A 20,110-nucleotide genomic window follows, 5' to 3' on the forward strand; every position below is an offset into this window, starting at 1 on the left:
TATCGGTGCGGGGGTTTTTATTTTTTAAAAAATAAATAAAGGCAGTTTTGACTTTTTAACTGGATTTTTTGTCTATTAGAATAGGCGAAGATGGGCAAGTCTAGAGGGATTCTTGTATGGGTTGTTCAAAAGCAGGCTTTTTAGTCGATTTTATTATACTTTTTATACATATTGAAAAAATTTCTTTTTTTCAAACATTACTTCATTTAGTAGATATAACTGAAATGCCACAAAAAAAGCTGTATTAAGATAAGCATTTAGCAATCAGCAATTTGAAAACCTATTTAAAAATTAAAAGAAAAAAACTTTATTTTTCACACTTTACTAATCGTGTTATACTGAAAAGCAATTAGAGAGCAAGGAGTGGATAAGATGAGTAAGACTGTAGAACTTGATTGGGAAAACTTAGGATTTAATTACATTAAAACTGATTACCGTTATCTATCTTATTGGAAAAATGGAAAATGGGATGATGGAACCTTAACAGAAGACAATAAGGTACATATCAGCGAAGGTTCAACGGCTTTGCATTATGGACAAACCGTTTTTGAAGGTATGAAAGCTTATCGTACAAAAGATGGTGGTATCAATTTATTCCGGCCGGACCAAAATGCTGAAAGAATGCAACGCAGCTGCAGTCGCTTGTTAATGCCGACTATTCCAACATCTGTTTTTATCGATGCGGTTAAACAGGTTGTTAAAGCGAATGAGGCTTATATTCCGCCATATGGCACTGACGGTTCCCTTTACCTTAGACCTTACATGATCGGCATAGGCGATAATATTGGCGTTAAACCAGCTTCCGAATATTTATTTTCTATTTTTTGTATTCCTGTAGGCTCCTATTTCAAAGGTGGTCTGATTCCGACTAACTTTTTGATCTCCGACTACGACCGTGCAGCTGGTAATGGAACAGGTGCTGCAAAAGTAGGCGGAAACTACGGCGGAAGTTTGCTGCCTGGCAGTGAAGCGCATAAGAGAAATTTTAGTGACGCCATTTACCTTGATCCGATCACCCATACGAAAATCGAAGAAGTCGGTTCAGCAAACTTTTTTGGTATCACAAAAGATCACAAGTTTATCACTCCTTATTCTCCTTCCATTTTACCAAGTACCACAAAATATTCTTTGTTGTATCTAGCAAAAGAACGTTTAGGACTGGAAGTGGAAGAAAGTGATGTCTATGTTGACGAATTAGATCAATTTGCAGAAGCCGGGGCTTGCGGGACAGCAGCGGTTATTTCTCCGATTGGCGGCATCCAGTATAAAGAAGATTTCCATGTTTTTTATAGTGAAACAGAAGTAGGGCCAATCACGCAAAAATTGTATAATGAATTAACCGGTATTCAGTATGGAGAAGTTCCTGCACCTGAAGGTTGGATCGTCAAAGTTTAAGTTGATTTCAAAAGGTTAGACACTCCATTTTTTTTTTTAAAAAAGTGAAAACATCAAGATGTTAAAGTGGACAAATGAAGAGCTATCCGTTACGATAAGAGGCGTTGAACATTTCTTGTCGTGACTTTTTATAGAGCTGAAAATTAGTTTCTACTATAATAATATAAGCCGTGTAAAAAAGTTGATTAAAACAACACGGCCAAAAAATGAAAATAAAATAAAATAAAGCTTGAAAAAAAAAGAGGTATCTTGTATAATTGAACAGGTGCTGATTTCAGAGAAGAAATCGTACTAGGGTTTCAAAAGAAACCAACGGCTATGAAACGAGAGGTTGCGACACACCCGGCCGCTTTGCCACGGCGAGTGTATCGGAAAATTTTCGTGGAGCAATGTCTAATTTCTAAGACTAGGCGAAGGAGGGAAAATGATGGCAAAACAAAAAATTCGTATCCGTTTAAAAGCGTATGAACATCGCATTTTAGATCAATCAGCGGAGAAAATTGTAGAAACTGCTAAAAGAACTGGTGCTAGCGTGTCTGGTCCAATTCCATTACCAACAGAAAGAAACCTTTATACTGTGATTCGTGCGACTCACAAATATAAAGATTCTCGTGAGCAATTCGAAATGCTTACACACAAACGTGTGATTGATATCATCAATCCAACACCAAAAACTGTTGATGCTTTAACAAAACTTGATCTACCATCAGGCGTAGATATCGAGATCAAACTTTAATACAAACTAAAAAAATGGAGGTGTACTCATGACCAAAGGAATCTTAGGCAAAAAAGTAGGTATGACACAAATTTTTACAGAATCTGGAGAATTAATTCCTGTAACTGTAATCGAAGCAACACCAAACGTTGTTTTGCAAGTTAAAACAATGGAAAACGACGGTTACGAAGCCGTTCAATTGGGTTACCAAGACAAACGCGATATTTTATCAAACAAACCTGCAAAAGGTCATGTAGCAAAAGCAAATGCTACTCCTAAGCGCTTCATACGTGAATTTGACGATGTTGAGCTGGGAGAATACGAAGTAGGGAAAGAAATTACTGTTGATACTTTCGCAGCTGGGGACTTCGTTAATGTAACGGGGACTTCAAAAGGTAAAGGATTCCAAGGTGTTATCAAACGTCACGGACATAGCCGTGGACCAATGGCACATGGATCTCGTCACCACCGTCGTCCTGGTTCATTGGGTGACGCTAACGCAGCTCGTGTATTTAAACAAACTTTACTACCTGGTCGTACTGGCGGAGAACGCATTACAATCAAAAATCTTGAAATTGTACGCGTAGATGCAGAGAAAAACGTTATTCTTATTAAAGGAAACGTACCAGGAGCTAAAAAATCCTTAATCCAAATTAAATCTGCTTTCCAAAAAGCAGCTAAATAATTAACTAAGAGAGGAGGAACAAGGAATGCCAAAATTAGCATTATACAAACAAGACGGTACTCAAAATGGCGAAGTTACTTTAAACGACTCTATTTTCGGTATTGAACCAAACGAAAACGTTGTGTTTGATGCAATCATCATGCAACGTGCTTCATTAAGACAAGGAACTCATGCAGTTAAAAGCCGTGGCCAAGTCAGCGGTGGCGGACGTAAACCATGGCGTCAAAAGGGAACAGGTCGTGCTCGTGCAGGATCTACTCGTTCTCCAATCTGGCGTGGCGGTGGAACAGTCTTCGGACCAACTCCACGTTCATATAGCTACAAGCTTCCTAAAAAAGTTCGTCGCTTAGCCATTAAATCTGTTCTTTCTACTAAAGTGATCGATCAAGATTTAATCGTTGTTGACGCATTGAACTTTGACGCACCAAAAACTAAAGAGTTTGCACAAGTGTTGAAAAATCTAAACGTTGATACAAAAGTATTAGTAGTTGTAGAAGACGGAAATGATTTTACAATGTTATCAGCACGTAACCTTCCAGGAGTTACAGTCGTAACTACTGACAACGTTACTGTACTAGACGTTGTTTCTCATAACAAACTGATTTTGACACAAACTGCTCTTACTAAGGTAGAGGAGGTTCTTCAATAATGGATGTACGTGACGTAATCAAGCGCCCGGTTATCACAGAAGCTTCAATGCTTGCTCAAGATAACAAAAAATTCACTTTTGAAGTGGATGTTCGCGCTAATAAAACGCTAGTAAAACACGCGGTTGAAGAAATTTTTGACGTTAAAGTTAAAAATGTAAACATCATGAACGTACGTGGGAAATTAAAACGTATGGGTAAATATGCTGGATACACAAAAAAACGTCGTAAAGCAATCGTGACATTAACAGATGATTCTAAAGAAATTCAATTTTTTGAAGCGTAATTAAGACTTCAAAATACTATTCGGGAGGGAAAACACGTGGCGATTAAAAAGTATAAACCTACCACAAACGGTCGTCGTAATATGACTGGTTCAGATTTCGCTGAAATCACTTCAACAACGCCTGAAAAGACTTTGTTAGAGCCGATTAAAAGAAATGCTGGTCGTAACAACGATGGAAAAATTACTGTCCGTCACCGCGGTGGTGGCCATAAACGCAATTACCGTGTGATCGACTTTAAACGTAATAAAGACGGTGTCGTAGGAATTGTTAAAACAGTTGAATACGATCCAAATCGTTCTGCAAATATTGCGTTAGTACAATATGCAGATGGAGTTAAAACGTATATCATAGCACCAAAAGGAATCGAAGTTGGACAACATGTTCTTTCTGGAGCAGATGCAGATATCAAAACTGGTAATGCATTGCCATTAGAAAACATTCCAGTAGGTACAGTTATCCATAACATCGAATTGAAACCTGGTAAAGGCGGACAATTAGTACGTTCTGCTGGAACTAACGCACAAGTGTTAGGAAAAGAAGGAAAATACGTATTGGTACGTTTAAACTCAGGAGAAGTTCGCATGATCTTAGGAACATGTCGTGCTACTGTTGGTTCTGTTGGGAACGAACAACACGAATTGATTAACATTGGTAAAGCTGGTCGTTCTCGTTGGTTAGGCAAACGCTCAACTGTACGTGGATCAGTAATGAACCCGAACGATCACCCACACGGTGGTGGTGAAGGTAAAGCTCCAATCGGACATGCAAGTCCAATGACTCCTTGGGGTAAACCAGCTCTTGGTTTGAAAACTCGTAATTCAAAAGCTAAATCAGACAAATTTATTGTTCGTAGACGTAAGAAAAAATAACTCTAAGTTAATTGGCACATGCCAGTTAACTTATCAGTGGGAGGAGGTTCAAACATGGGTCGTAGTCTAAAAAAAGGACCTTTTGTAGATGGACACTTGATGAAGAAAATGAACGAATTAGCTAAAAGCGAAAAGAAATCTGTTGTTAAAACGTGGTCACGCCGCTCAACAATTTTTCCAAGCTTTGTAGGATACACAATTGCTGTCTATGATGGACGCAAACATGTTCCAGTTTACATTCAAGAAGACATGGTAGGTCATAAATTAGGTGAATTTGCACCAACAAGAACATACCGTGGCCATGCTGCGGATGATAAAAGAACTAGACGTTAATATCGAGGGGAGGATTACTCATGCAAGAACAAATTACAACAGCTAAAGCAACAGCAAAAACTGTTCGTATTGCACCTCGTAAAGTTCGTTTAGTTGTCGATCTTATTAGAGGAAAAAGCGTTGGAGAAGCTATTTCAATTTTGAAATTCACTCCACGTGGAGCATCACCAGCAGTTGAAAAAGTGCTAATGTCAGCTATAGCTAATGCAGAACATAACTACGATTTAGACGTAGAAAACTTGGTAGTCAGCGAAGCTTATGTTAACGAAGGGGCAACAATGAAACGTTTCCGCCCACGTGCAAAAGGTTCAGCAGCACCAATTATGAAACGCACAAGCCACATTACAGTCGTGGTATCAGAGAAGAAGGAGGGATAATCTGTGGGTCAAAAAATTAATCCAACGGGCTTACGTGTAGGCATCATCCGTGATTGGGATGCTAAATGGTATGCAGAAAAAGAATTTGCTAACTATTTACATGAAGATCTACGTATCCGTGAATACATTGCTAAAAAACTTAGCGACGCTTCAATTTCTCAAATTGAAATCGAACGTGCTGCTAATCGTGTAAATGTGTCACTTCATACAGCTAAACCGGGTATGGTTATCGGTAAAGGCGGTTCTGAAGTTGATTCATTACGTAAAAAATTAAATGAATTAACAGGCAAACGCGTCCACATCAACATCGTGGAAATCAAAAAACCTGACTTAGACGCAAAATTAGTCGGCGAAGGAATTGCTCGTCAATTAGAAAGCCGTGTAGCTTTCCGTCGTGCTCAAAAACAAGCCATCCAACGTACAATGCGTGCTGGCGCTAAAGGAATCAAAACAATGGTTTCTGGTCGTTTGAACGGAGCAGATATCGCTCGTAGCGAAACTCACTCTGAAGGATCAGTTCCATTACACACATTGCGTGCCGATATCGACTACGCATGGGAAGAAGCAGATACTACTTATGGTAAATTAGGTGTTAAAGTCTGGATCTACCGTGGAGAAGTTCTTCCAACAAAAAAGAACGCTGAGAAAGGAGGGAAATAATCATGTTAGTACCTAAACGCGTAAAATTCCGTCGTGAATTTAGAGGTAAAATGCGTGGTGAAGCTAAAGGTGGGAAAGAAGTATCTTTTGGAGAATGGGGCTTACAAGCTGTTGACTCTCAATGGATTACTAACCGTCAAATCGAAGCAGCACGTATTGCAATGACACGTTATATGAAACGTGGTGGGAAAGTATGGATTAAAATTTTCCCTCATAAATCATATACGTCTAAAGCAATCGGAGTACGTATGGGTTCTGGTAAAGGAGCTCCAGAAGGTTGGGTAGCACCAGTTAAACGTGGAAAAATCATGTTTGAAGTTGGCGGCGTATCCGAAGAAGTAGCTCGTGAAGCATTACGTTTAGCTTCTCACAAATTACCCGTTAAAACGAAGATTGTAAAACGTACAGAAATTGGTGGTGAATCGAATGAAGGCTAATGAACTTAAAGAGTTAACCACTGCTGAAATGGTTGAAAAAGAAAAAGAATACAAGAGTGAACTATTCAATCTGCGATTCCAATTAGCAACAGGTCAATTAGAAAATACTTCTCGTTTAAGTGAAGTTCGTAAATCGATTGCACGCATTAAAACTGCGTTACGTCAAGCTGAGTTAAAAAAATAGTTGACTGGCAAAGGAGGTTACCAAGCAATGAGTGAAGAACGTAATCAACGTAAAGTTTACCAAGGCCGTGTTGTTTCAGATAAAATGGATAAGACCATCGTTGTCGTAACAGAAACACAAAAAAGACACAGTAAATATGGTAAACGTGTAAAATATTCTAAAAAATATAAAGCACATGATGAAAACAACGTAGCCAAAATTGGCGATATCGTAAAAATTATGGAAACTCGTCCATTATCTGCTACTAAACATTTCCGTTTAATGGAAGTTGTAGAAGAATCAGTTATTATCTAATTGACTCGAGAAAATAAAGTCAGTTTCTAAATCCGAAAGGAGGATACTATAGTGATCCAATCAGAAAGTCGTTTAAAAGTTGCAGATAATTCAGGAGCACGTGAAGTGTTAACGATCAAAGTACTTGGTGGCTCTGGCCGTAAGACTGCTAACATTGGTGACGTAATCGTTTGTAGCGTGAAAAATGCTACACCAGGTGGCGTTGTCAAAAAAGGTGAAGTAGTTAAAGCTGTTATTGTTCGTACTAAAACTGGCGCTCGTCGTGCAGATGGTTCGTACATCAAATTCGATGAAAATGCTTGTGTGATTATTCGTGACGATAAAAGTCCACGTGGAACACGTATCTTTGGACCTGTTGCACGTGAATTACGTGAAAACAACTTCATGAAAATCATCTCATTAGCACCAGAAGTACTATAATATCCAACCATCCACTCTAAGGAGGTGCAAGAAAACATGTACATTAAATCAGGCGATAAAGTAAAAGTTATTACTGGTAAAGACAAAGGAAAAGAAGGCGTCATTTTAAAAGCTTTCCCTAAAAAAGACCAAGTAATCGTTGAAGGAATCAACATGGTGAAAAAACACCAAAAACCTAGTTCAGTAAATCCGCAAGGAGGCATTATTGAAATGGAAGCTCCAGTTCACGTTTCTAACGTAATGCTAATTGACGCTTCTACTGGTGAACCAACTCGTGTTGGCTACAAAGTAGAAGAAGGTAAAAAAGTACGTATTTCTAAAAAAACTGGTGAAGTTTTAGATAAATAAATGATAAGGAAGGAGGGACAACCCGAATGAACCGCCTTAAAGAAAAATATTTGAACGAAATCACACCATCAATGATGGAAAAATTTGATTACACATCTGTAATGCAAACACCAAAAGTTGATAAAATCATCATCAACATGGGTGTCGGCGATGCTGTATCAAACGCTAAAAACTTAGATAAAGCTGTAGATGAATTAACAGCGATCTCTGGACAAAAACCAATGATCACAAAAGCTAAAAAATCAATTGCTGCTTTCCGTTTACGTGAAGGTATGCCAATTGGAACAAAAGTTACTTTACGTGGAGACAGAATGTACGATTTCTTAGATAAATTAGTATCTGTTTCACTTCCTCGTGTACGTGACTTCCATGGCGTAAGCACAAAAGCTTTCGACGGACGTGGAAACTACACTCTAGGAATTAAGGAACAATTGATTTTCTTGGAAGTTGACTACGATAAAGTAGACAAAGTACGAGGAATGGATATCGTAATCGTAACAACTGCTCAAACAGATGAAGAAGCGCGCGAACTTTTAACACAACTTGGAATGCCATTCCAAAAATAAGAATAGGAGGCGAACTACGTGGCTAAAAAATCACAAATTGCTAAAAACAAACGCCCTGCTAAATTCTCAACACAAGCATACACTCGTTGTGAACGTTGTGGACGTCCACATTCAGTTTACCGCAAATTTAGACTTTGCCGTATTTGCGTCCGTGAACTTGCCTATAAAGGACAAATTCCTGGCATGAAGAAAGCAAGCTGGTAAGACGATACTTGCATAAAGGAGGCTAAAAACAAATGGTCATGACAGATCCAATCGCAGACTTTCTAACACGTGTTCGTAATGCCAACATGGCACGTCACGAATCATTAGAAGTACCTGCTTCAAAAATTAAAAAAGATGTTGCTGATATTTTAAAACGTGAAGGTTTCGTAAAAAATGTAGAATACATCGAAGATGATAAACAAGGGGTTATCCGTGTTTTCTTGAAATATGGAAAAGAAAACGAACGAGTAATCACTGGATTGAAACGTATCTCTAAACCTGGTTTGCGTGTTTACGCTAAAGCTGGTGAAGTGCCTAAAGTTCTTAACGGACTTGGTATTGCGATCGTCTCAACTTCTGAAGGTGTCTTCACAGACAAAGAAGCTAGAGCTAAAAACGTTGGCGGAGAAATTATTGCTTACGTTTGGTAAGAATGAAAAATAAACAAGGAGGTGCATAGCTGTGAGCCGTATCGGTAATAAAACAATCACTGTTCCAGAAGGCGTAACTGTTACTCGTAATGAGAACGAAGTTACTGTTAAAGGACCTAAAGGTGAATTAACTCGCTCTTTCAGCCCTGTTATTACAATGACTGTCGAAGGTAACGAAATTTCGTTTACACGTCCAAATGACTTAAAAGAAAATCGTGCGATGCATGGAACAATGCGTGCTAACCTAAACAACATGATCGTTGGTGTAACTGAAGGATTTGAAAAAGGACTAGAATTGATTGGGGTTGGGTACCGTGCACAATTACAAGGCAACAAACTTGTAATGAGCGTTGGTTACTCTCATCCTGTAGAATTCGATATTGAAGAAGGATTAACTGTTGAAGTACCTTCTAATACTCGTGTTCTGATCAAGGGAGCAAACAAAGAACGTGTTGGCGAATTAGCTGCTAACGTTCGTGCTATTCGTCCGCCAGAACCTTATAAAGGCAAAGGAATTCGTTACGTTGATGAATTCGTACGCCGTAAAGAAGGTAAAACAGGTAAGTAATTACTTAGCTGCTTAAAGTAAGTAAATAAATTAAAGAGGTGACAATTGTGATTAACAAACCAGACAAAAACAAAGTACGTTTGAAAAGACATTCACGTGTACGTTCTAAAATCTCTGGTACTGCAGAGTGCCCACGTTTAAACGTTTTTCGTTCTAATAAAAATATCTACGCTCAATTAATTGATGACGTAGCGGGTGTGACGCTAGCAAGTGCATCTTCATTAGACAAAGACATCTCAGGCGAAACTAAAGTGAACCAAGCATCAGTAGTTGGGGAAGCTGTAGCTAAAAAAGCCGTAGAAAAAGGAATTAAAAAAGTAGTCTTTGACCGTGGTGGATACCTTTACCATGGCCGTGTGCAAGCTTTAGCTGAAGCTGCCCGCGAAAATGGACTAGAATTTTAAAAAAAGGAGGAATACCACACATGGTTTACATCGATCCAACTCACTTGGAATTAGAAGATCGTGTTGTTTCAATCAACCGCGTAACTAAAGTTGTTAAAGGTGGACGTCGTTTACGTTTTGCTGCATTAGTTGTTGTCGGAGATAAAAATGGACACGTAGGTTTCGGTACTGGTAAAGCACAAGAAGTACCTGAAGCTATCCGCAAAGCAATCGAAGACGCTAAAAAGAATCTTATTGAAGTACCTATGGTCGAAAGTACGATTCCTCATGAAGTTATCGGACGTTACAGCGGCGGAAACATCTTAATGAAACCTGCTAAAGAAGGTTCTGGAGTATCTGCTGGTGGTCCAGTACGTGCAATCTTAGAACTTGCTGGTGTCGCTGATATCACAAGTAAATCCCTAGGATCAAGCACACCGATCAACATGGTTCGTGCAACAGTTCAAGGATTACAACAATTAAAACGCGTTGAAGAAGTTGCAAAACTTCGTAACAAATCTGTAGAAGAAATTCTAGGATAAAAGGAGGACAACAAGAAATGGCTAATTTAGAAATCACTTTAAAACGTAGCGTTATCGGACGTCCTCAAAATCAACGTGATACAGTTAAAGCATTAGGTTTGAAAAAAACTAATACTTCTGTAGTTAAACCTGCTAATGATGCTATCAAAGGTATGGTCAACACAATTTCACATTTAGTGGACGTTAAAGAAGTTTAAAAAAGAACGAAATCTTTTATTGAAGGAGGTGCCCAATCTATATGAAACTTCATGAATTAACATATGCTGAAGGTTCTCGTAAAGAACGCAATCGCGTTGGACGTGGATCTTCATCAGGTAATGGTAAAACTTCAGGTCGTGGTCAAAAAGGACAAAAATCACGTTCAGGTGGTGGCGTACGTCTAGGGTTCGAGGGTGGACAAACACCATTGTTCCGTCGTTTACCAAAACGTGGATTTACAAACATCAACCGCAAAGAATATGCAATTGTAAACCTTGAAACCTTAAACCGTTTTGAAGATGGTACAGAAGTAACTCCAGCTATGCTGGTTGAAGCTGGTATCGTTAAAGCTGAAAAATCTGGGATTAAAGTTTTGGGTAACGGCCAAGTTGAACGTAAACTGACTGTTAAAGCAAGCAAATTCTCTCAAGCAGCTAAAGAAGCGATTGAAGCTGCTGGTGGTTCAATCGAGGTGATCTAATGTTCACACTTTTGAAAACAGCATTTCAAGCAAAAGACATTAGAAAAAGAATTCTCTTCACACTGGGTATTTTAATTATCTTTCGCATTGGGACACATTTAACGGTTCCTGGTGTGAATGCTTCAGCCTTACAAGGTCTTTCGGCTTCGTCGAATGGATTGTTCGGTTTGTTAAATACCTTTGGTGGGGGAGCGTTGAGCCAGTTTTCTATTTTTGCTTTAGGTGTTTCTCCTTATATCACTGCTTCGATCGTGATCCAATTATTGCAGATGGATATTATTCCTAAGTTTGTTGAATGGTCAAAACAAGGAGAAGTAGGACGTAGAAAATTAAATCAGGTAACGAGATATGTTACGATCGGCTTGGCTTTTGTTCAAGCAATCGGTATCTCTTTCGGATTTAATGCTCTCACAGGCGAAGGATTGATCAAAGATCCTGGAACTGCTACTTATCTGACAATTGCGATTATTTTAACAGCTGGGACGATGTTTGTTATGTGGTTAGGGGAACAAATCACGGTTAAAGGTTTTGGTAATGGGGTATCAATGATCATCTTTTCAGGGATCGTTGCAAAAATACCAAGTGATGTAGTCACTTATTACAATTCTCAGATTCGTAATGCCGGCGATCAGCTGACGACAGCGATTCTCTTTTCTGTCGCTTTAGTGATTGCGATTGCGATTGTAGCGATTGTAGTAGTTTATATCGAAAATGCAAAACGTAAAATACCGGTTCAATATTCGAAACGTGCAACTGGCACAAGCCAAAGTTCACATTTACCCTTAAAAGTAAACTCTGCCGGCGTAATTCCAGTTATTTTTGCAAGTTCATTTATTATGACTCCACAAACATTGTTAGGATTCTTTGGTCAGAATTATGGCGATGCTCAGTGGTTTATCATTATGAATAAGATCTTTAATATGCAAGAACCAATTGGAGCTGCTTTGTACATTCTGCTGATTGTAGTCTTTACTTATTTCTACGCATTCATTCAAGTGAATCCGGAGAAAGTGGCAGAAAACTTACAAAAACAAGGTGGTTATATTCCAAGTGTGCGACCTGGTAAACCGACACAAGACTATATTTCAAGCACGTTAACGCGCTTAAGTACAGTTGGTGCTCTTTATTTAGGAATTATCGCATTACTGCCGATTATTGCCTCTGGTTTATGGAATTTGCCTCAATCACTAGCTCTTGGCGGTACCAGCCTACTAATCGTAGTCGGTGTTGCTTTGGATTCAGTGAGACAATTAGAAGGTCAAATGATTAAACGTAGTTACCAAGGCTTTATACAATAAGAAGAACGTGTTGGGGAACTATCCTCAGCACCGATTCTTACATTAATAGGAGGGAAAATGATGAATCTCATTTTAATAGGTCTTCCTGGTGCAGGAAAAGGAACGCAAGCTGAACAAATTGTCGACACTTATCATGTGCCGCATATTTCAACAGGGGATATGTTCCGTGCTGCTATCAAAAATGAAACTGCCTTAGGATTAGAAGCAAAAACCTATATGGATAAAGGCGAATTAGTACCTGATGAAGTGACTAACGGTATTGTAAAAGAACGTTTAGCTGAAGCAGATACTGAAGTAGGCTTTTTACTAGATGGGTATCCAAGAACGCTGAACCAAGCGGAAGCTTTGGAAAGCAATCTGAAAGAACTAAATAAAGATTTAGATGCTGTTATTTACATTAATGTAAATAAAGACATTTTAATGGAACGTTTGACTGGACGGTTTATTTGTCGGACATGCGGTGCAACTTATCATAAACTCTATAATCCTCCAAAGGTGGCTGGAACTTGTGATCGTTGTGGTGGACATGACTTTTATCAAAGAGAAGATGATAAACCTGAAACTGTTGAAAAACGTATTGATGTTAACCTTGAGTCAACAAATACGCTAGTAGACTTCTATTCAAAACGCAATGTCTTGCATACCGTTAATGGCGAAGCAGAACTTCATGACGTGTTCAAAGAGATTCAAAACATTATTGGCGATGTTGAAAAATAATCGTATACACTAATGGGACTAGCTTTTAATTCGTTTTGATACCTGATCCGCATTGAAGCGGTCAATGAAAGTAAGCATAGCGATAGTCTGCAGCAAACTTGTTACTATATTAATTTTATGGTATAATGTGCCAGGTGTTGACTTTTCAATGCTGTTATGTTGTGATATAATTAATAGGTTAAGATGAAAACAGAAGGTGAGGGCTCAGGCGCTCACTGTTTATCGCGTTTAAAATGCGAAACACTTTTAAGGAGGTACGAGGCGTGGCGAAAGACGATGTCATTGAAATAGAAGGAACAGTCGTTGAAACTTTGCCGAATGCAATGTTTAAAGTCGAACTTGAAAATGGCCATATTGTATTGGCACATGTTTCAGGAAAAATTCGGATGCACTACATTAGAATCCTACCCGGAGACAAAGTAACTGTTGAATTGTCACCGTATGATCTAACCCGTGGGCGCATTACCTATCGCTTTAAATAATTGTACTCCGTCAATCAAAATGGGAGGTATAGTTCATGAAAGTAAGACCATCAGTTAAGAAAATTTGTGACAAATGTAAAGTTATCCGACGTAATGGTCATGTTATGGTGATTTGTGAAAATCCTAAACATAAACAACGTCAAGGTTAATCAAGTTAAATTATCAGGAGGTGTAATCTAAATGGCTCGTATTGCTGGTGTGGATATTCCGCGTGACAAACGTGTAGTAATTTCCCTAACATATATATATGGAATCGGTAAAACAACAGCTCAACAAGTATTGGCTGCTGCTGGAGTATCCGAAGAAATCCGTGTAAATGAATTAACAAATGATCAATTAGATGCTATTCGTGCAGAAATCGATAAGTTGAAAATTGAAGGTGATCTTCGTCGTGAAGTCAGTCAAAACGTTAAACGTTTAATTGAAATCGGCTCTTACAGAGGTATGCGTCATCGTCGTGGTTTACCAGTTCGTGGACAAAACACGAAAAACAACGCACGTACTCGTAAAGGTCCGTCAAAATCAATCGCAGGTAAGAAAAAATAATAATTAAGTAAGGAGGTCAACCTTCATGGTCAAAAAAGTTGTACGTAAACGCCGTGTGAAAAAAAATATTGAAAGTGGAATAGCTCATATTCGTTCTACTTTTAACAACACAATTGTAATGATTACAGATGTTCATGGAAATGCAGTTGCATGGTCTTCTGCAGGAGCTTTAGGCTTCCGTGGTTCTAAAAAATCAACTCCATTCGCAGCTCAAATGGCAGCAGAAACAGCCGCTAAAGTATGTATGGAAAATGGTATGAAAAATGTAGAAGTTGCCGTTAAAGGTCCTGGTTCAGGTCGTGAAGCAGCAATCCGTTCTCTACAAGCAACTGGGTTAGAAGTTACTGCAATCCGCGACGTAACTCCTATTCCTCATAATGGATGCCGCCCTCCAAAACGCCGTCGTGTTTAATTGAGAGCTGCTTCATTTTGTAGTTTTGCGCTCGGTAACATGAACTTCACGTTTTGAAAGGGGTATAGATAGAATGATCGAAATTGAAAAACCAAGAATTGAAACGATTGAGATCAGCGATGATGCTAAGTTTGGCAAATTCGTTGTAGAACCACTTGAACGCGGTTATGGAACTACGTTAGGTAACTCCTTACGTCGTATCTTGTTGTCTTCACTACCGGGAGCTGCAGTAACCACAATTCAAATTGATGGTGTATTACACGAATTTTCGGCTGTCGATGGTGTACTTGAAGATGTAACGTCAATCATTTTAAATATAAAAAAACTTGCACTCAAGTTATATTCTGGTGATGATAAAACGATTGAAATCGATGTAAAAGGTCCAGCAGTTGTCACTGCAGCGGATATCGTTTACGATAGCGATGTTGAAATCTTAAACCCTGATTTGTACATTTGTACTGTAGCAGAAGGCGCACGTTTCCATGTACGCATGACAGCTAAAACAGGCAGAGGTTATGCTAGAGCTGAACACAATAAACAAGATGATATGCCAATTGGTGTATTACCAGTCGATTCGATTTACACCCCAGTTAGTCGTGTAAACTACCAAGTAGAAAACACACGAGTGGGTCAAAAAAATATTTTTGACAAATTAACACTTGATGTATGGGCAGATGGTTCAATCAGTCCGGAAGAAGCAGTTAGTCTTGCTGCTAAAATTCTAACAGAACATTTAAACATCTTCGTAAATCTAACCGATGAAGCTCGCAAAGCTGAAATCATGGTAGAAAAAGAAGAAACGCATAAAGAAAAAATGCTTGAAATGACAATTGAAGAACTTGACTTATCTGTACGTTCATACAACTGTTTGAAACGTGCCGGAATTAATTCAGTTCAAGAATTAACGGATAAATCAGAAGCTGAAATGATTAAAGTACGTAATCTAGGACGTAAGTCACTTGAAGAAGTTAAATACAAGTTGTCAGAACTTGATTTAAGCTTACGCCAAGACGATTAGTACTGTAACAAGGGAGGAAAATCAAAATGGGTTACCGTAAATTAGGCCGTACAAGCTCTCAACGTAAAGCAATGTTACGTGATTTAACATCTGATCTAATCATTAACGAACGCATTGTAACGACTGAAGCTCGCGCTAAAGAAATCCGCAAAACAACTGAGCAAATGATTACTTTAGGTAAAAAAGGCGACTTGCATGCACGCCGTCAAGCAGCAGCTTACGTTCGTAATGAAGTAGCAGCTATTAAAGAAGAAAACGAAGAAGTAGTTGTTCAATCTGCTTTGCAAAAATTATTTAGTGATATCGCACCTCGTTACGCTGAACGTCAAGGCGGATACACGCGTATCATGAAAACAGAACCTCGTCGCGGCGATGCTGCACCAATGGTTATTATTGAATTAGTTTAATTTTAAGACTACTTGGCATTGGCGAATGACAATGAAACTTGAAGTTCACGATTATACAAAATTCAAACTGAGTTCGCTTTTTTGATGTATGTAAAGAGTGTTACGATGATGGAAAGACGAGTGTTTTTCTAAGTCTAGCTCGAAACTTCTCTTGGATGGAAATGGGTTCCATTCAAGAGAGGTAAATTCATCGAGAAAAGTGATTTTTTTTGTCTTAAAACAGGCAACAAATAAGTGGGTCTGTCCCTTTATTTGTTGCCTGTTTTAGTATAAAAAGCTCTACTGGCGTATTCAATCCGGTAAGTTGGAGCAGCTGCTAATAAAAATTAACTAATTAGTTGTCTATTATTAAACAAACTTATACTAAGTATTCAATTTATCATAACCACAATCAGAAATAAGTGCAGTTAAAAACAAGTAAATCAGTACCCGTTTCAATCAGCAATCACTCGTATATTGCACCGGACTTTAATTTTTGTTAGTCTTAAGTAGACTTGAATTCAACGAGAACGTGAGGAATGTTCAATGGATAAAATCATTAGTTTAAAAGATATTTCATATCAATACCATACGACAGACAATCGTTTAGCTTTAAACAAGGTTTCACTTTCAATCGAAGCTGGAGAATGGGTGGCGATTATTGGCCATAATGGATCCGGCAAATCGACATTAGCTAAAACGATCAATGGATTGATTGCACCTAGTCAAGGAGAAGTAACCGTCGGCGGCTTAGTTCTTAGCGAAGAAAACATTTGGAAGATCAGAGAAATGGTCGGAATGGTTTTTCAAAACCCCGATAACCAATTTGTCGGCTCCACAGTCCAAGACGATGTTGCTTTTGGATTGGAAAATTTAGGAGTCCCAAGAGAAGAAATGATTGAACGAGTAACAGATGCTATTGAACGTGTAAAAATGGCTGATTTTATGGAAAAAGAACCGGCACGTTTATCAGGTGGACAAAAGCAGCGGGTAGCGATTGCCGGCGTCGTTGCCTTACGACCAGCGATCATTATTTTAGATGAAGCCACCAGTATGCTCGACCCGCAAGGCAGACAAGAAGTCTTGGCAACCGTCAAAGCGATCAAGGAAAAAGCCAACTTAACGGTGATTTCTATCACACACGACATTGATGAAGCTGCAAATGCCAATCGTATTCTAGTGATGGAAAACGGGTCGTTGATCCAAGAAGGAACACCTGAAGAAATCTTTACTTCAGGAGAAAAATTGATTCATATGGGATTAGATTTGCCGTTTCCTGAAAAATTAAAACTAGATCTAAATGAACGCGGTATTGATGTACCGGCTGAATACCTTACAGAAGAAGGGATGGTGGACTGGCTATGGACATTACTTTCGAAAAAGTAGGGTTCACGTATCAAAAAGGTACGCCTTTTGAGAACCGTGCTCTTTATGATATTGATATGGTGATCAAAGAAGGCAGCTTCACCGCTTTAGTCGGGCATACGGGTAGTGGGAAATCGACTGTGCTGCAGCACTTGAACGCGTTGATGAAACCAACCGAAGGAACCGTGACGATCGGTGACCGAGTGATCACACCAGATACCAACAATAAAAACTTAAAATCGGTCCGCAAACAAGTCGGCATTGTTTTTCAATTTCCTGAAGCTCAATTATTTGAAGAAACGGTTGCGAAAGATATTGCATTTGGCCCTAAAAATTTTGGTGCTTCCGAAGCAGAAGCCGCTGAATTGGCCCGTAAAATGCTGCCGTTAGTTGGATTAGATGAAAGCTTTATGGAACGTTCACCTTTTGATTTATCAGGCGGACAAATGCGGCGTGTGGCGATTGCCGGCGTTTTAGCGATGGAGCCGGATGTATTGGTCTTAGATGAACCAACTGCTGGCTTGGACCCGCAAGGCCGGCGTGAAATGATGGAGATGTTCTATCGGTTGCACCAAGACAAAGGACTGACCATCGTGTTAGTCACCCACCAAATGGATGATGTGGCAAATTATGCCGATCATATGGTGATCCTGGAAAAAGGGACTGTCGTCAAAGAAGGATCGCCGCGCGTGATCTTTCAAGAAGAAGACTGGTTAAAATCGAAGCAGTTAGGTGTACCGGCTGCTGTTTCATTTGGCCGGCAGTTAAACGCGAAATTAGGCCTGCCAGCGGATCGGTTGTATTTAACGACCAATGAACTAGCTGATGCCATTGCTGCGCAAGTGAAGGCTGTAACGGCGGACAAAGGGCCCGCTACTTCAGAAACCAAAGCAGGTGAAGACAAATGATGGATAAATTGATTTTCGGCCGTTACATTCCTGGAGACTCTTGGATTCATCGGCTGGATCCCAGAGCAAAGTTGTTAGGCAGTATGTATTTTATCGGAATTATCTTTTTAGCCAATAATTGGCAAACGTATGCTTTATTGTTTCTTTTTACAATGTTTGTGATTCAACTGTCTAAAATCAAATTGAGCTTTTTCATCAATGGAGTCAAACCGCTGATCTGGTTGATTTTATTTACAGTTATTTTACAAGTACTGTTTACTGGCGGCGGAACGGTCTACTTTTCTTTAGGACCGATCACGATTTCTCAAGAAGGACTGCTGAACGGTGTATTTATCTTCTGTCGGTTTGTCTTGATCATTTTTATGTCGACCTTATTGACTTTAACGACTATGCCGTTATCCTTGACCGATGCGATTGAATTTTTATTGCGTCCGTTGATTGCTTTAAAAGTACCAGTTTATGAAATAGCTTTGATGTTGTCGATCGCACTGCGATTTGTTCCAACTTTGATGGATGAAACCGAAAAAATCATGAACGCCCAACGAGCCAGAGGAGTAGACTTTGGCGAAGGAAATGTTTTTCAACAAATGAAAGCCATTGTGCCGTTGCTGATTCCGTTATTCGTCAGTTCCTTTAACCGGGCTGAAGAGCTGGCAACAGCGATGGAAGCCCGCGGTTACCAAGGCGGCGAAGGACGGACCAAATACCGGCTGTTAAAATGGGAAATGCGCGATACGCTTGTGATCGTTGGTTATGCCCTATTGACAGTAGCCTTAGTTTTTTTAAAAAGTTAGGGTAGAGAAAAGGCTGATTCATCTTTAATTGAAACAGCCTTTTTTCTTTTGCATATAGTGTCTAGCAGGACAAGCCTGTCTCTCGGGAAAAAGACAAGTCCAACCCATTGCGCAGGATGCTCATTTGCCACGGCTCTTGCCATTTTAATGGCTTAGAGACATGGGGTACACTTGAGCTACAGCTCACAGTGCTTTTATTTTACTTGCACAACGTCGCTGGCGCTTCTCTGTTTAAGTATCTGTACGGATGGATCCTACAGATACTAAATATTTTCCTGTCGATCCAAAGCGTCTTGTCCCGCTGTTCTTATTTTAAATGTTATGATTAGGAGTCAGTGATAATGGAAACTACACGTTATAAAATTATTATTCAATACGATGGCACCAACTTTAATGGTTTTCAAATTCAGCCGAATGGTCGGACAGTTCAAGGAGAAATTGAACGTGTACTGAAGATCATGGCCAAAGGATTGGAAATCAAAATACAAGGATCAGGCCGAACGGATTCGGGTGTTCATGCTTTGGGACAAGTCATTCATTTTGACTACCCGATCCGGATGCCGATTGAAAATATGAAACGGGCTTTGAATAGCTTGACTACTGATGAGATTTACGTTCAACAAGTTGAATTTGTCAGTTTTGATTTTCACGCCCGCTACCAAACAACCGGGAAAAAATACCAATACCGAGTCGACACAAATCCCGTTACCGATCCATTTAAACGGCTGTACACCAAACACCACCAGTACCCGATCAATTTGCCGGTTTTAGAACAAGCGTTAAAAGACATTGAAGGGACGCATGATTTTTCCAGTTTCTGCGCTTCAAACAGCGGGCGCGAAGACAAAGTTCGGACTGTTTATGAAGCTAGCGTTGTAGAAGACCCTGAAAAAGGCGAGTTGATTTTTACTTTTAGAGGAGACGGCTTTTTGTACAATATGGTACGAATCTTTATCGGTACGTTGCTGCAAATTGCGAATGGACGCCGACCAGCTGATGATATGAAACGCTTGTTGGAAGTCAAAGACCGTCGTCAAGCAGGTCCAACAGCTGCCCCACAAGGTTTGTATTTAGTCGAAGTCTATTATGATGTGGAAGAAGCAACGAGAGGTACCCGTTTTTATCAACCAACCGTGCAAAAAACAAAAGGAGAATAAGCA

General features: G+C 39.4%; 34 protein-coding genes. All 34 read left to right on the forward strand.

The window, feature by feature from the left end:
- Nucleotides 1-372 precede the first annotated feature (372 nt).
- Nucleotides 373-1,395 (forward strand): branched-chain amino acid aminotransferase, encoded by a 1,023-nt coding sequence (locus tag BR87_RS08780; RefSeq protein WP_035031092.1) that lies wholly within the window; start codon nt 373-375, stop codon nt 1,393-1,395.
- Between the two features lie 427 nt (nt 1,396-1,822).
- Nucleotides 1,823-2,131, forward strand: coding sequence for a 30S ribosomal protein S10 (gene rpsJ / locus BR87_RS08785; protein WP_035031094.1), 309 nt, complete (start codon nt 1,823-1,825; stop codon nt 2,129-2,131).
- Between the two features lie 28 nt (nt 2,132-2,159).
- Nucleotides 2,160-2,795, forward strand: a complete 636-nt coding sequence (rplC, locus tag BR87_RS08790) for a 50S ribosomal protein L3 (RefSeq protein ID WP_035031097.1) — start codon at nt 2,160-2,162, stop codon at nt 2,793-2,795.
- A 25-nt stretch (nt 2,796-2,820) separates the two neighbouring features.
- Entirely contained in the window at nt 2,821-3,444 is a 624-nt protein-coding gene (rplD, locus tag BR87_RS08795; protein ID WP_035031100.1) for a 50S ribosomal protein L4, read from the forward strand.
- A complete protein-coding gene (rplW, locus tag BR87_RS08800) occupies nt 3,444-3,728 on the forward strand; it encodes a 50S ribosomal protein L23 (RefSeq protein ID WP_035031103.1) in 285 nt (94 codons plus the stop codon). Before rplD ends, rplW begins: the two co-directional genes overlap by 1 nt.
- A 36-nt stretch (nt 3,729-3,764) precedes the next feature.
- Entirely contained in the window at nt 3,765-4,598 is an 834-nt protein-coding gene (rplB, locus tag BR87_RS08805) for a 50S ribosomal protein L2 (RefSeq protein ID WP_035031106.1), read from the forward strand.
- A gap of 54 nt (nt 4,599-4,652) precedes the next feature.
- Nucleotides 4,653-4,931 carry a 30S ribosomal protein S19 gene (rpsS, locus tag BR87_RS08810; RefSeq protein ID WP_035031109.1) on the forward strand — a complete coding sequence of 93 codons (279 nt, stop codon included), beginning with the start codon at nt 4,653-4,655 and terminating at the stop codon, nt 4,929-4,931.
- 20 nt (nt 4,932-4,951) lie between these two features.
- Nucleotides 4,952-5,308 (forward strand): 50S ribosomal protein L22, encoded by a 357-nt coding sequence (rplV, locus tag BR87_RS08815; RefSeq protein ID WP_035031112.1) that lies wholly within the window; start codon nt 4,952-4,954, stop codon nt 5,306-5,308.
- Nucleotides 5,309-5,311: 3 nt separating this feature from the next.
- Entirely contained in the window at nt 5,312-5,968 is a 657-nt protein-coding gene (gene rpsC / locus BR87_RS08820) for a 30S ribosomal protein S3 (protein WP_035031115.1), read from the forward strand.
- Nucleotides 5,969-5,970: 2 nt separating this feature from the next.
- Nucleotides 5,971-6,405, forward strand: a complete 435-nt coding sequence (gene rplP, locus BR87_RS08825) for a 50S ribosomal protein L16 (protein WP_035031118.1) — start codon at nt 5,971-5,973, stop codon at nt 6,403-6,405.
- Nucleotides 6,395-6,589, forward strand: a complete 195-nt coding sequence (gene rpmC, locus BR87_RS08830) for a 50S ribosomal protein L29 (RefSeq protein WP_035031121.1) — start codon at nt 6,395-6,397, stop codon at nt 6,587-6,589. Before rplP ends, rpmC begins: the two co-directional genes overlap by 11 nt.
- 27 nt (nt 6,590-6,616) lie before the next feature.
- Nucleotides 6,617-6,883, forward strand: a complete 267-nt coding sequence (gene rpsQ, locus BR87_RS08835) for a 30S ribosomal protein S17 (protein WP_035031124.1) — start codon at nt 6,617-6,619, stop codon at nt 6,881-6,883.
- Nucleotides 6,884-6,934: 51 nt separating this feature from the next.
- Nucleotides 6,935-7,303, forward strand: a complete 369-nt coding sequence (gene rplN, locus BR87_RS08840; RefSeq protein WP_035031127.1) for a 50S ribosomal protein L14 — start codon at nt 6,935-6,937, stop codon at nt 7,301-7,303.
- A 36-nt stretch (nt 7,304-7,339) separates the two neighbouring features.
- Nucleotides 7,340-7,651 carry a 50S ribosomal protein L24 gene (gene rplX / locus BR87_RS08845; protein ID WP_035031130.1) on the forward strand — a complete coding sequence of 104 codons (312 nt, stop codon included), beginning with the start codon at nt 7,340-7,342 and terminating at the stop codon, nt 7,649-7,651.
- 26 nt (nt 7,652-7,677) lie between these two features.
- Nucleotides 7,678-8,217, forward strand: a complete 540-nt coding sequence (rplE, locus tag BR87_RS08850) for a 50S ribosomal protein L5 (RefSeq protein WP_035031133.1) — start codon at nt 7,678-7,680, stop codon at nt 8,215-8,217.
- Between the two features lie 18 nt (nt 8,218-8,235).
- A complete protein-coding gene (locus tag BR87_RS08855; protein WP_035031136.1) occupies nt 8,236-8,421 on the forward strand; it encodes a type Z 30S ribosomal protein S14 in 186 nt (61 codons plus the stop codon).
- A 32-nt stretch (nt 8,422-8,453) separates the two neighbouring features.
- Nucleotides 8,454-8,852 carry a 30S ribosomal protein S8 gene (rpsH, locus tag BR87_RS08860; RefSeq protein WP_035031139.1) on the forward strand — a complete coding sequence of 133 codons (399 nt, stop codon included), beginning with the start codon at nt 8,454-8,456 and terminating at the stop codon, nt 8,850-8,852.
- A gap of 31 nt (nt 8,853-8,883) precedes the next feature.
- A complete protein-coding gene (gene rplF, locus BR87_RS08865; protein ID WP_035031141.1) occupies nt 8,884-9,420 on the forward strand; it encodes a 50S ribosomal protein L6 in 537 nt (178 codons plus the stop codon).
- A 47-nt stretch (nt 9,421-9,467) separates the two neighbouring features.
- A complete protein-coding gene (gene rplR, locus BR87_RS08870) occupies nt 9,468-9,824 on the forward strand; it encodes a 50S ribosomal protein L18 (RefSeq protein WP_084683598.1) in 357 nt (118 codons plus the stop codon).
- A gap of 20 nt (nt 9,825-9,844) precedes the next feature.
- Nucleotides 9,845-10,345, forward strand: coding sequence for a 30S ribosomal protein S5 (gene rpsE, locus BR87_RS08875; protein WP_035031146.1), 501 nt, complete (start codon nt 9,845-9,847; stop codon nt 10,343-10,345).
- A gap of 17 nt (nt 10,346-10,362) precedes the next feature.
- Nucleotides 10,363-10,542, forward strand: coding sequence for a 50S ribosomal protein L30 (rpmD, locus tag BR87_RS08880; RefSeq protein WP_035031149.1), 180 nt, complete (start codon nt 10,363-10,365; stop codon nt 10,540-10,542).
- 41 nt (nt 10,543-10,583) lie between these two features.
- Nucleotides 10,584-11,024 carry a 50S ribosomal protein L15 gene (gene rplO / locus BR87_RS08885; RefSeq protein ID WP_035031151.1) on the forward strand — a complete coding sequence of 147 codons (441 nt, stop codon included), beginning with the start codon at nt 10,584-10,586 and terminating at the stop codon, nt 11,022-11,024.
- Nucleotides 11,024-12,322 carry a preprotein translocase subunit SecY gene (gene secY, locus BR87_RS08890; protein ID WP_035031154.1) on the forward strand — a complete coding sequence of 433 codons (1,299 nt, stop codon included), beginning with the start codon at nt 11,024-11,026 and terminating at the stop codon, nt 12,320-12,322. Before rplO ends, secY begins: the two co-directional genes overlap by 1 nt.
- Before the next feature lie 60 nt (nt 12,323-12,382).
- Entirely contained in the window at nt 12,383-13,039 is a 657-nt protein-coding gene (locus BR87_RS08895; RefSeq protein WP_035031156.1) for an adenylate kinase, read from the forward strand.
- A gap of 263 nt (nt 13,040-13,302) precedes the next feature.
- Nucleotides 13,303-13,521, forward strand: coding sequence for a translation initiation factor IF-1 (gene infA / locus BR87_RS08900; protein ID WP_034551736.1), 219 nt, complete (start codon nt 13,303-13,305; stop codon nt 13,519-13,521).
- Between the two features lie 35 nt (nt 13,522-13,556).
- Entirely contained in the window at nt 13,557-13,670 is a 114-nt protein-coding gene (gene rpmJ, locus BR87_RS08905) for a 50S ribosomal protein L36 (protein WP_035031159.1), read from the forward strand.
- A 31-nt stretch (nt 13,671-13,701) separates the two neighbouring features.
- Nucleotides 13,702-14,067: a 30S ribosomal protein S13 gene (rpsM, locus tag BR87_RS08910; RefSeq protein ID WP_035031161.1), complete on the forward strand. Its 366-nt coding sequence runs from the start codon at nt 13,702-13,704 to the stop codon at nt 14,065-14,067.
- Nucleotides 14,068-14,092: 25 nt separating this feature from the next.
- Complete coding sequence (gene rpsK, locus BR87_RS08915; RefSeq protein ID WP_035031164.1) at nt 14,093-14,479, forward strand: 30S ribosomal protein S11; 387 nt, start codon at nt 14,093-14,095, stop codon at nt 14,477-14,479.
- Nucleotides 14,480-14,552: 73 nt separating this feature from the next.
- Nucleotides 14,553-15,497: a DNA-directed RNA polymerase subunit alpha gene (locus BR87_RS08920; protein WP_035031165.1), complete on the forward strand. Its 945-nt coding sequence runs from the start codon at nt 14,553-14,555 to the stop codon at nt 15,495-15,497.
- 26 nt (nt 15,498-15,523) lie between these two features.
- Complete coding sequence (rplQ, locus tag BR87_RS08925) at nt 15,524-15,904, forward strand: 50S ribosomal protein L17 (RefSeq protein WP_035031167.1); 381 nt, start codon at nt 15,524-15,526, stop codon at nt 15,902-15,904.
- Nucleotides 15,905-16,429: 525 nt separating this feature from the next.
- Nucleotides 16,430-17,269, forward strand: a complete 840-nt coding sequence (locus BR87_RS08930) for an energy-coupling factor ABC transporter ATP-binding protein (protein ID WP_035031168.1) — start codon at nt 16,430-16,432, stop codon at nt 17,267-17,269.
- Nucleotides 17,245-18,156 carry an energy-coupling factor ABC transporter ATP-binding protein gene (locus BR87_RS08935; protein WP_035031169.1) on the forward strand — a complete coding sequence of 304 codons (912 nt, stop codon included), beginning with the start codon at nt 17,245-17,247 and terminating at the stop codon, nt 18,154-18,156. The genes BR87_RS08930 and BR87_RS08935 overlap by 25 nt, the downstream gene beginning before the upstream one ends.
- Nucleotides 18,153-18,950, forward strand: a complete 798-nt coding sequence (locus tag BR87_RS08940) for an energy-coupling factor transporter transmembrane component T family protein (protein WP_035031171.1) — start codon at nt 18,153-18,155, stop codon at nt 18,948-18,950. Before BR87_RS08935 ends, BR87_RS08940 begins: the two co-directional genes overlap by 4 nt.
- 341 nt (nt 18,951-19,291) lie before the next feature.
- Entirely contained in the window at nt 19,292-20,107 is an 816-nt protein-coding gene (gene truA / locus BR87_RS08945; protein WP_035031175.1) for a tRNA pseudouridine(38-40) synthase TruA, read from the forward strand.
- Nucleotides 20,108-20,110 lie beyond the last annotated feature (3 nt).

The organism is Carnobacterium mobile DSM 4848 (assembly GCF_000744825.1).
In the GTDB taxonomy this organism is placed as follows: domain Bacteria; phylum Bacillota; class Bacilli; order Lactobacillales; family Carnobacteriaceae; genus Carnobacterium_A; species Carnobacterium_A mobile.

Excerpts from the sequence above, each read along its gene's own strand:
- BR87_RS08780 (WP_035031092.1), top strand. The coding sequence starts at position 373 with ATGAGTAAGACTGTAGAACTTGATTGGGAAAACTTAGGATTTAATTAC.
- rpsJ (WP_035031094.1), top strand. The coding sequence starts at position 1,823 with ATGGCAAAACAAAAAATTCGTATCCGTTTAAAAGCGTATGAACATCGC.
- rplC (WP_035031097.1), top strand. The coding sequence starts at position 2,160 with ATGACCAAAGGAATCTTAGGCAAAAAAGTAGGTATGACACAAATTTTT.
- rplD (WP_035031100.1), top strand. The coding sequence starts at position 2,821 with ATGCCAAAATTAGCATTATACAAACAAGACGGTACTCAAAATGGCGAA.
- rplW (WP_035031103.1), top strand. The coding sequence starts at position 3,444 with ATGGATGTACGTGACGTAATCAAGCGCCCGGTTATCACAGAAGCTTCA.
- rpsS (WP_035031109.1), top strand. The coding sequence starts at position 4,653 with ATGGGTCGTAGTCTAAAAAAAGGACCTTTTGTAGATGGACACTTGATG.
- rplV (WP_035031112.1), top strand. The coding sequence starts at position 4,952 with ATGCAAGAACAAATTACAACAGCTAAAGCAACAGCAAAAACTGTTCGT.
- rplP (WP_035031118.1), top strand. The coding sequence starts at position 5,971 with ATGTTAGTACCTAAACGCGTAAAATTCCGTCGTGAATTTAGAGGTAAA.
- rpmC (WP_035031121.1), top strand. The coding sequence starts at position 6,395 with ATGAAGGCTAATGAACTTAAAGAGTTAACCACTGCTGAAATGGTTGAA.
- rpsQ (WP_035031124.1), top strand. The coding sequence starts at position 6,617 with ATGAGTGAAGAACGTAATCAACGTAAAGTTTACCAAGGCCGTGTTGTT.
- rplX (WP_035031130.1), top strand. The coding sequence starts at position 7,340 with ATGTACATTAAATCAGGCGATAAAGTAAAAGTTATTACTGGTAAAGAC.
- rplE (WP_035031133.1), top strand. The coding sequence starts at position 7,678 with ATGAACCGCCTTAAAGAAAAATATTTGAACGAAATCACACCATCAATG.
- rpsH (WP_035031139.1), top strand. The coding sequence starts at position 8,454 with ATGGTCATGACAGATCCAATCGCAGACTTTCTAACACGTGTTCGTAAT.
- rpsE (WP_035031146.1), top strand. The coding sequence starts at position 9,845 with ATGGTTTACATCGATCCAACTCACTTGGAATTAGAAGATCGTGTTGTT.
- rpmD (WP_035031149.1), top strand. The coding sequence starts at position 10,363 with ATGGCTAATTTAGAAATCACTTTAAAACGTAGCGTTATCGGACGTCCT.
- rplO (WP_035031151.1), top strand. The coding sequence starts at position 10,584 with ATGAAACTTCATGAATTAACATATGCTGAAGGTTCTCGTAAAGAACGC.
- secY (WP_035031154.1), top strand. The coding sequence starts at position 11,024 with ATGTTCACACTTTTGAAAACAGCATTTCAAGCAAAAGACATTAGAAAA.
- BR87_RS08895 (WP_035031156.1), top strand. The coding sequence starts at position 12,383 with ATGAATCTCATTTTAATAGGTCTTCCTGGTGCAGGAAAAGGAACGCAA.
- rpmJ (WP_035031159.1), top strand. The coding sequence starts at position 13,557 with ATGAAAGTAAGACCATCAGTTAAGAAAATTTGTGACAAATGTAAAGTT.
- rpsM (WP_035031161.1), top strand. The coding sequence starts at position 13,702 with ATGGCTCGTATTGCTGGTGTGGATATTCCGCGTGACAAACGTGTAGTA.
- rpsK (WP_035031164.1), top strand. The coding sequence starts at position 14,093 with ATGGTCAAAAAAGTTGTACGTAAACGCCGTGTGAAAAAAAATATTGAA.
- BR87_RS08920 (WP_035031165.1), top strand. The coding sequence starts at position 14,553 with ATGATCGAAATTGAAAAACCAAGAATTGAAACGATTGAGATCAGCGAT.
- rplQ (WP_035031167.1), top strand. The coding sequence starts at position 15,524 with ATGGGTTACCGTAAATTAGGCCGTACAAGCTCTCAACGTAAAGCAATG.
- BR87_RS08930 (WP_035031168.1), top strand. The coding sequence starts at position 16,430 with ATGGATAAAATCATTAGTTTAAAAGATATTTCATATCAATACCATACG.
- BR87_RS08935 (WP_035031169.1), top strand. The coding sequence starts at position 17,245 with ATGGACATTACTTTCGAAAAAGTAGGGTTCACGTATCAAAAAGGTACG.
- BR87_RS08940 (WP_035031171.1), top strand. The coding sequence starts at position 18,153 with ATGATGGATAAATTGATTTTCGGCCGTTACATTCCTGGAGACTCTTGG.
- truA (WP_035031175.1), top strand. The coding sequence starts at position 19,292 with ATGGAAACTACACGTTATAAAATTATTATTCAATACGATGGCACCAAC.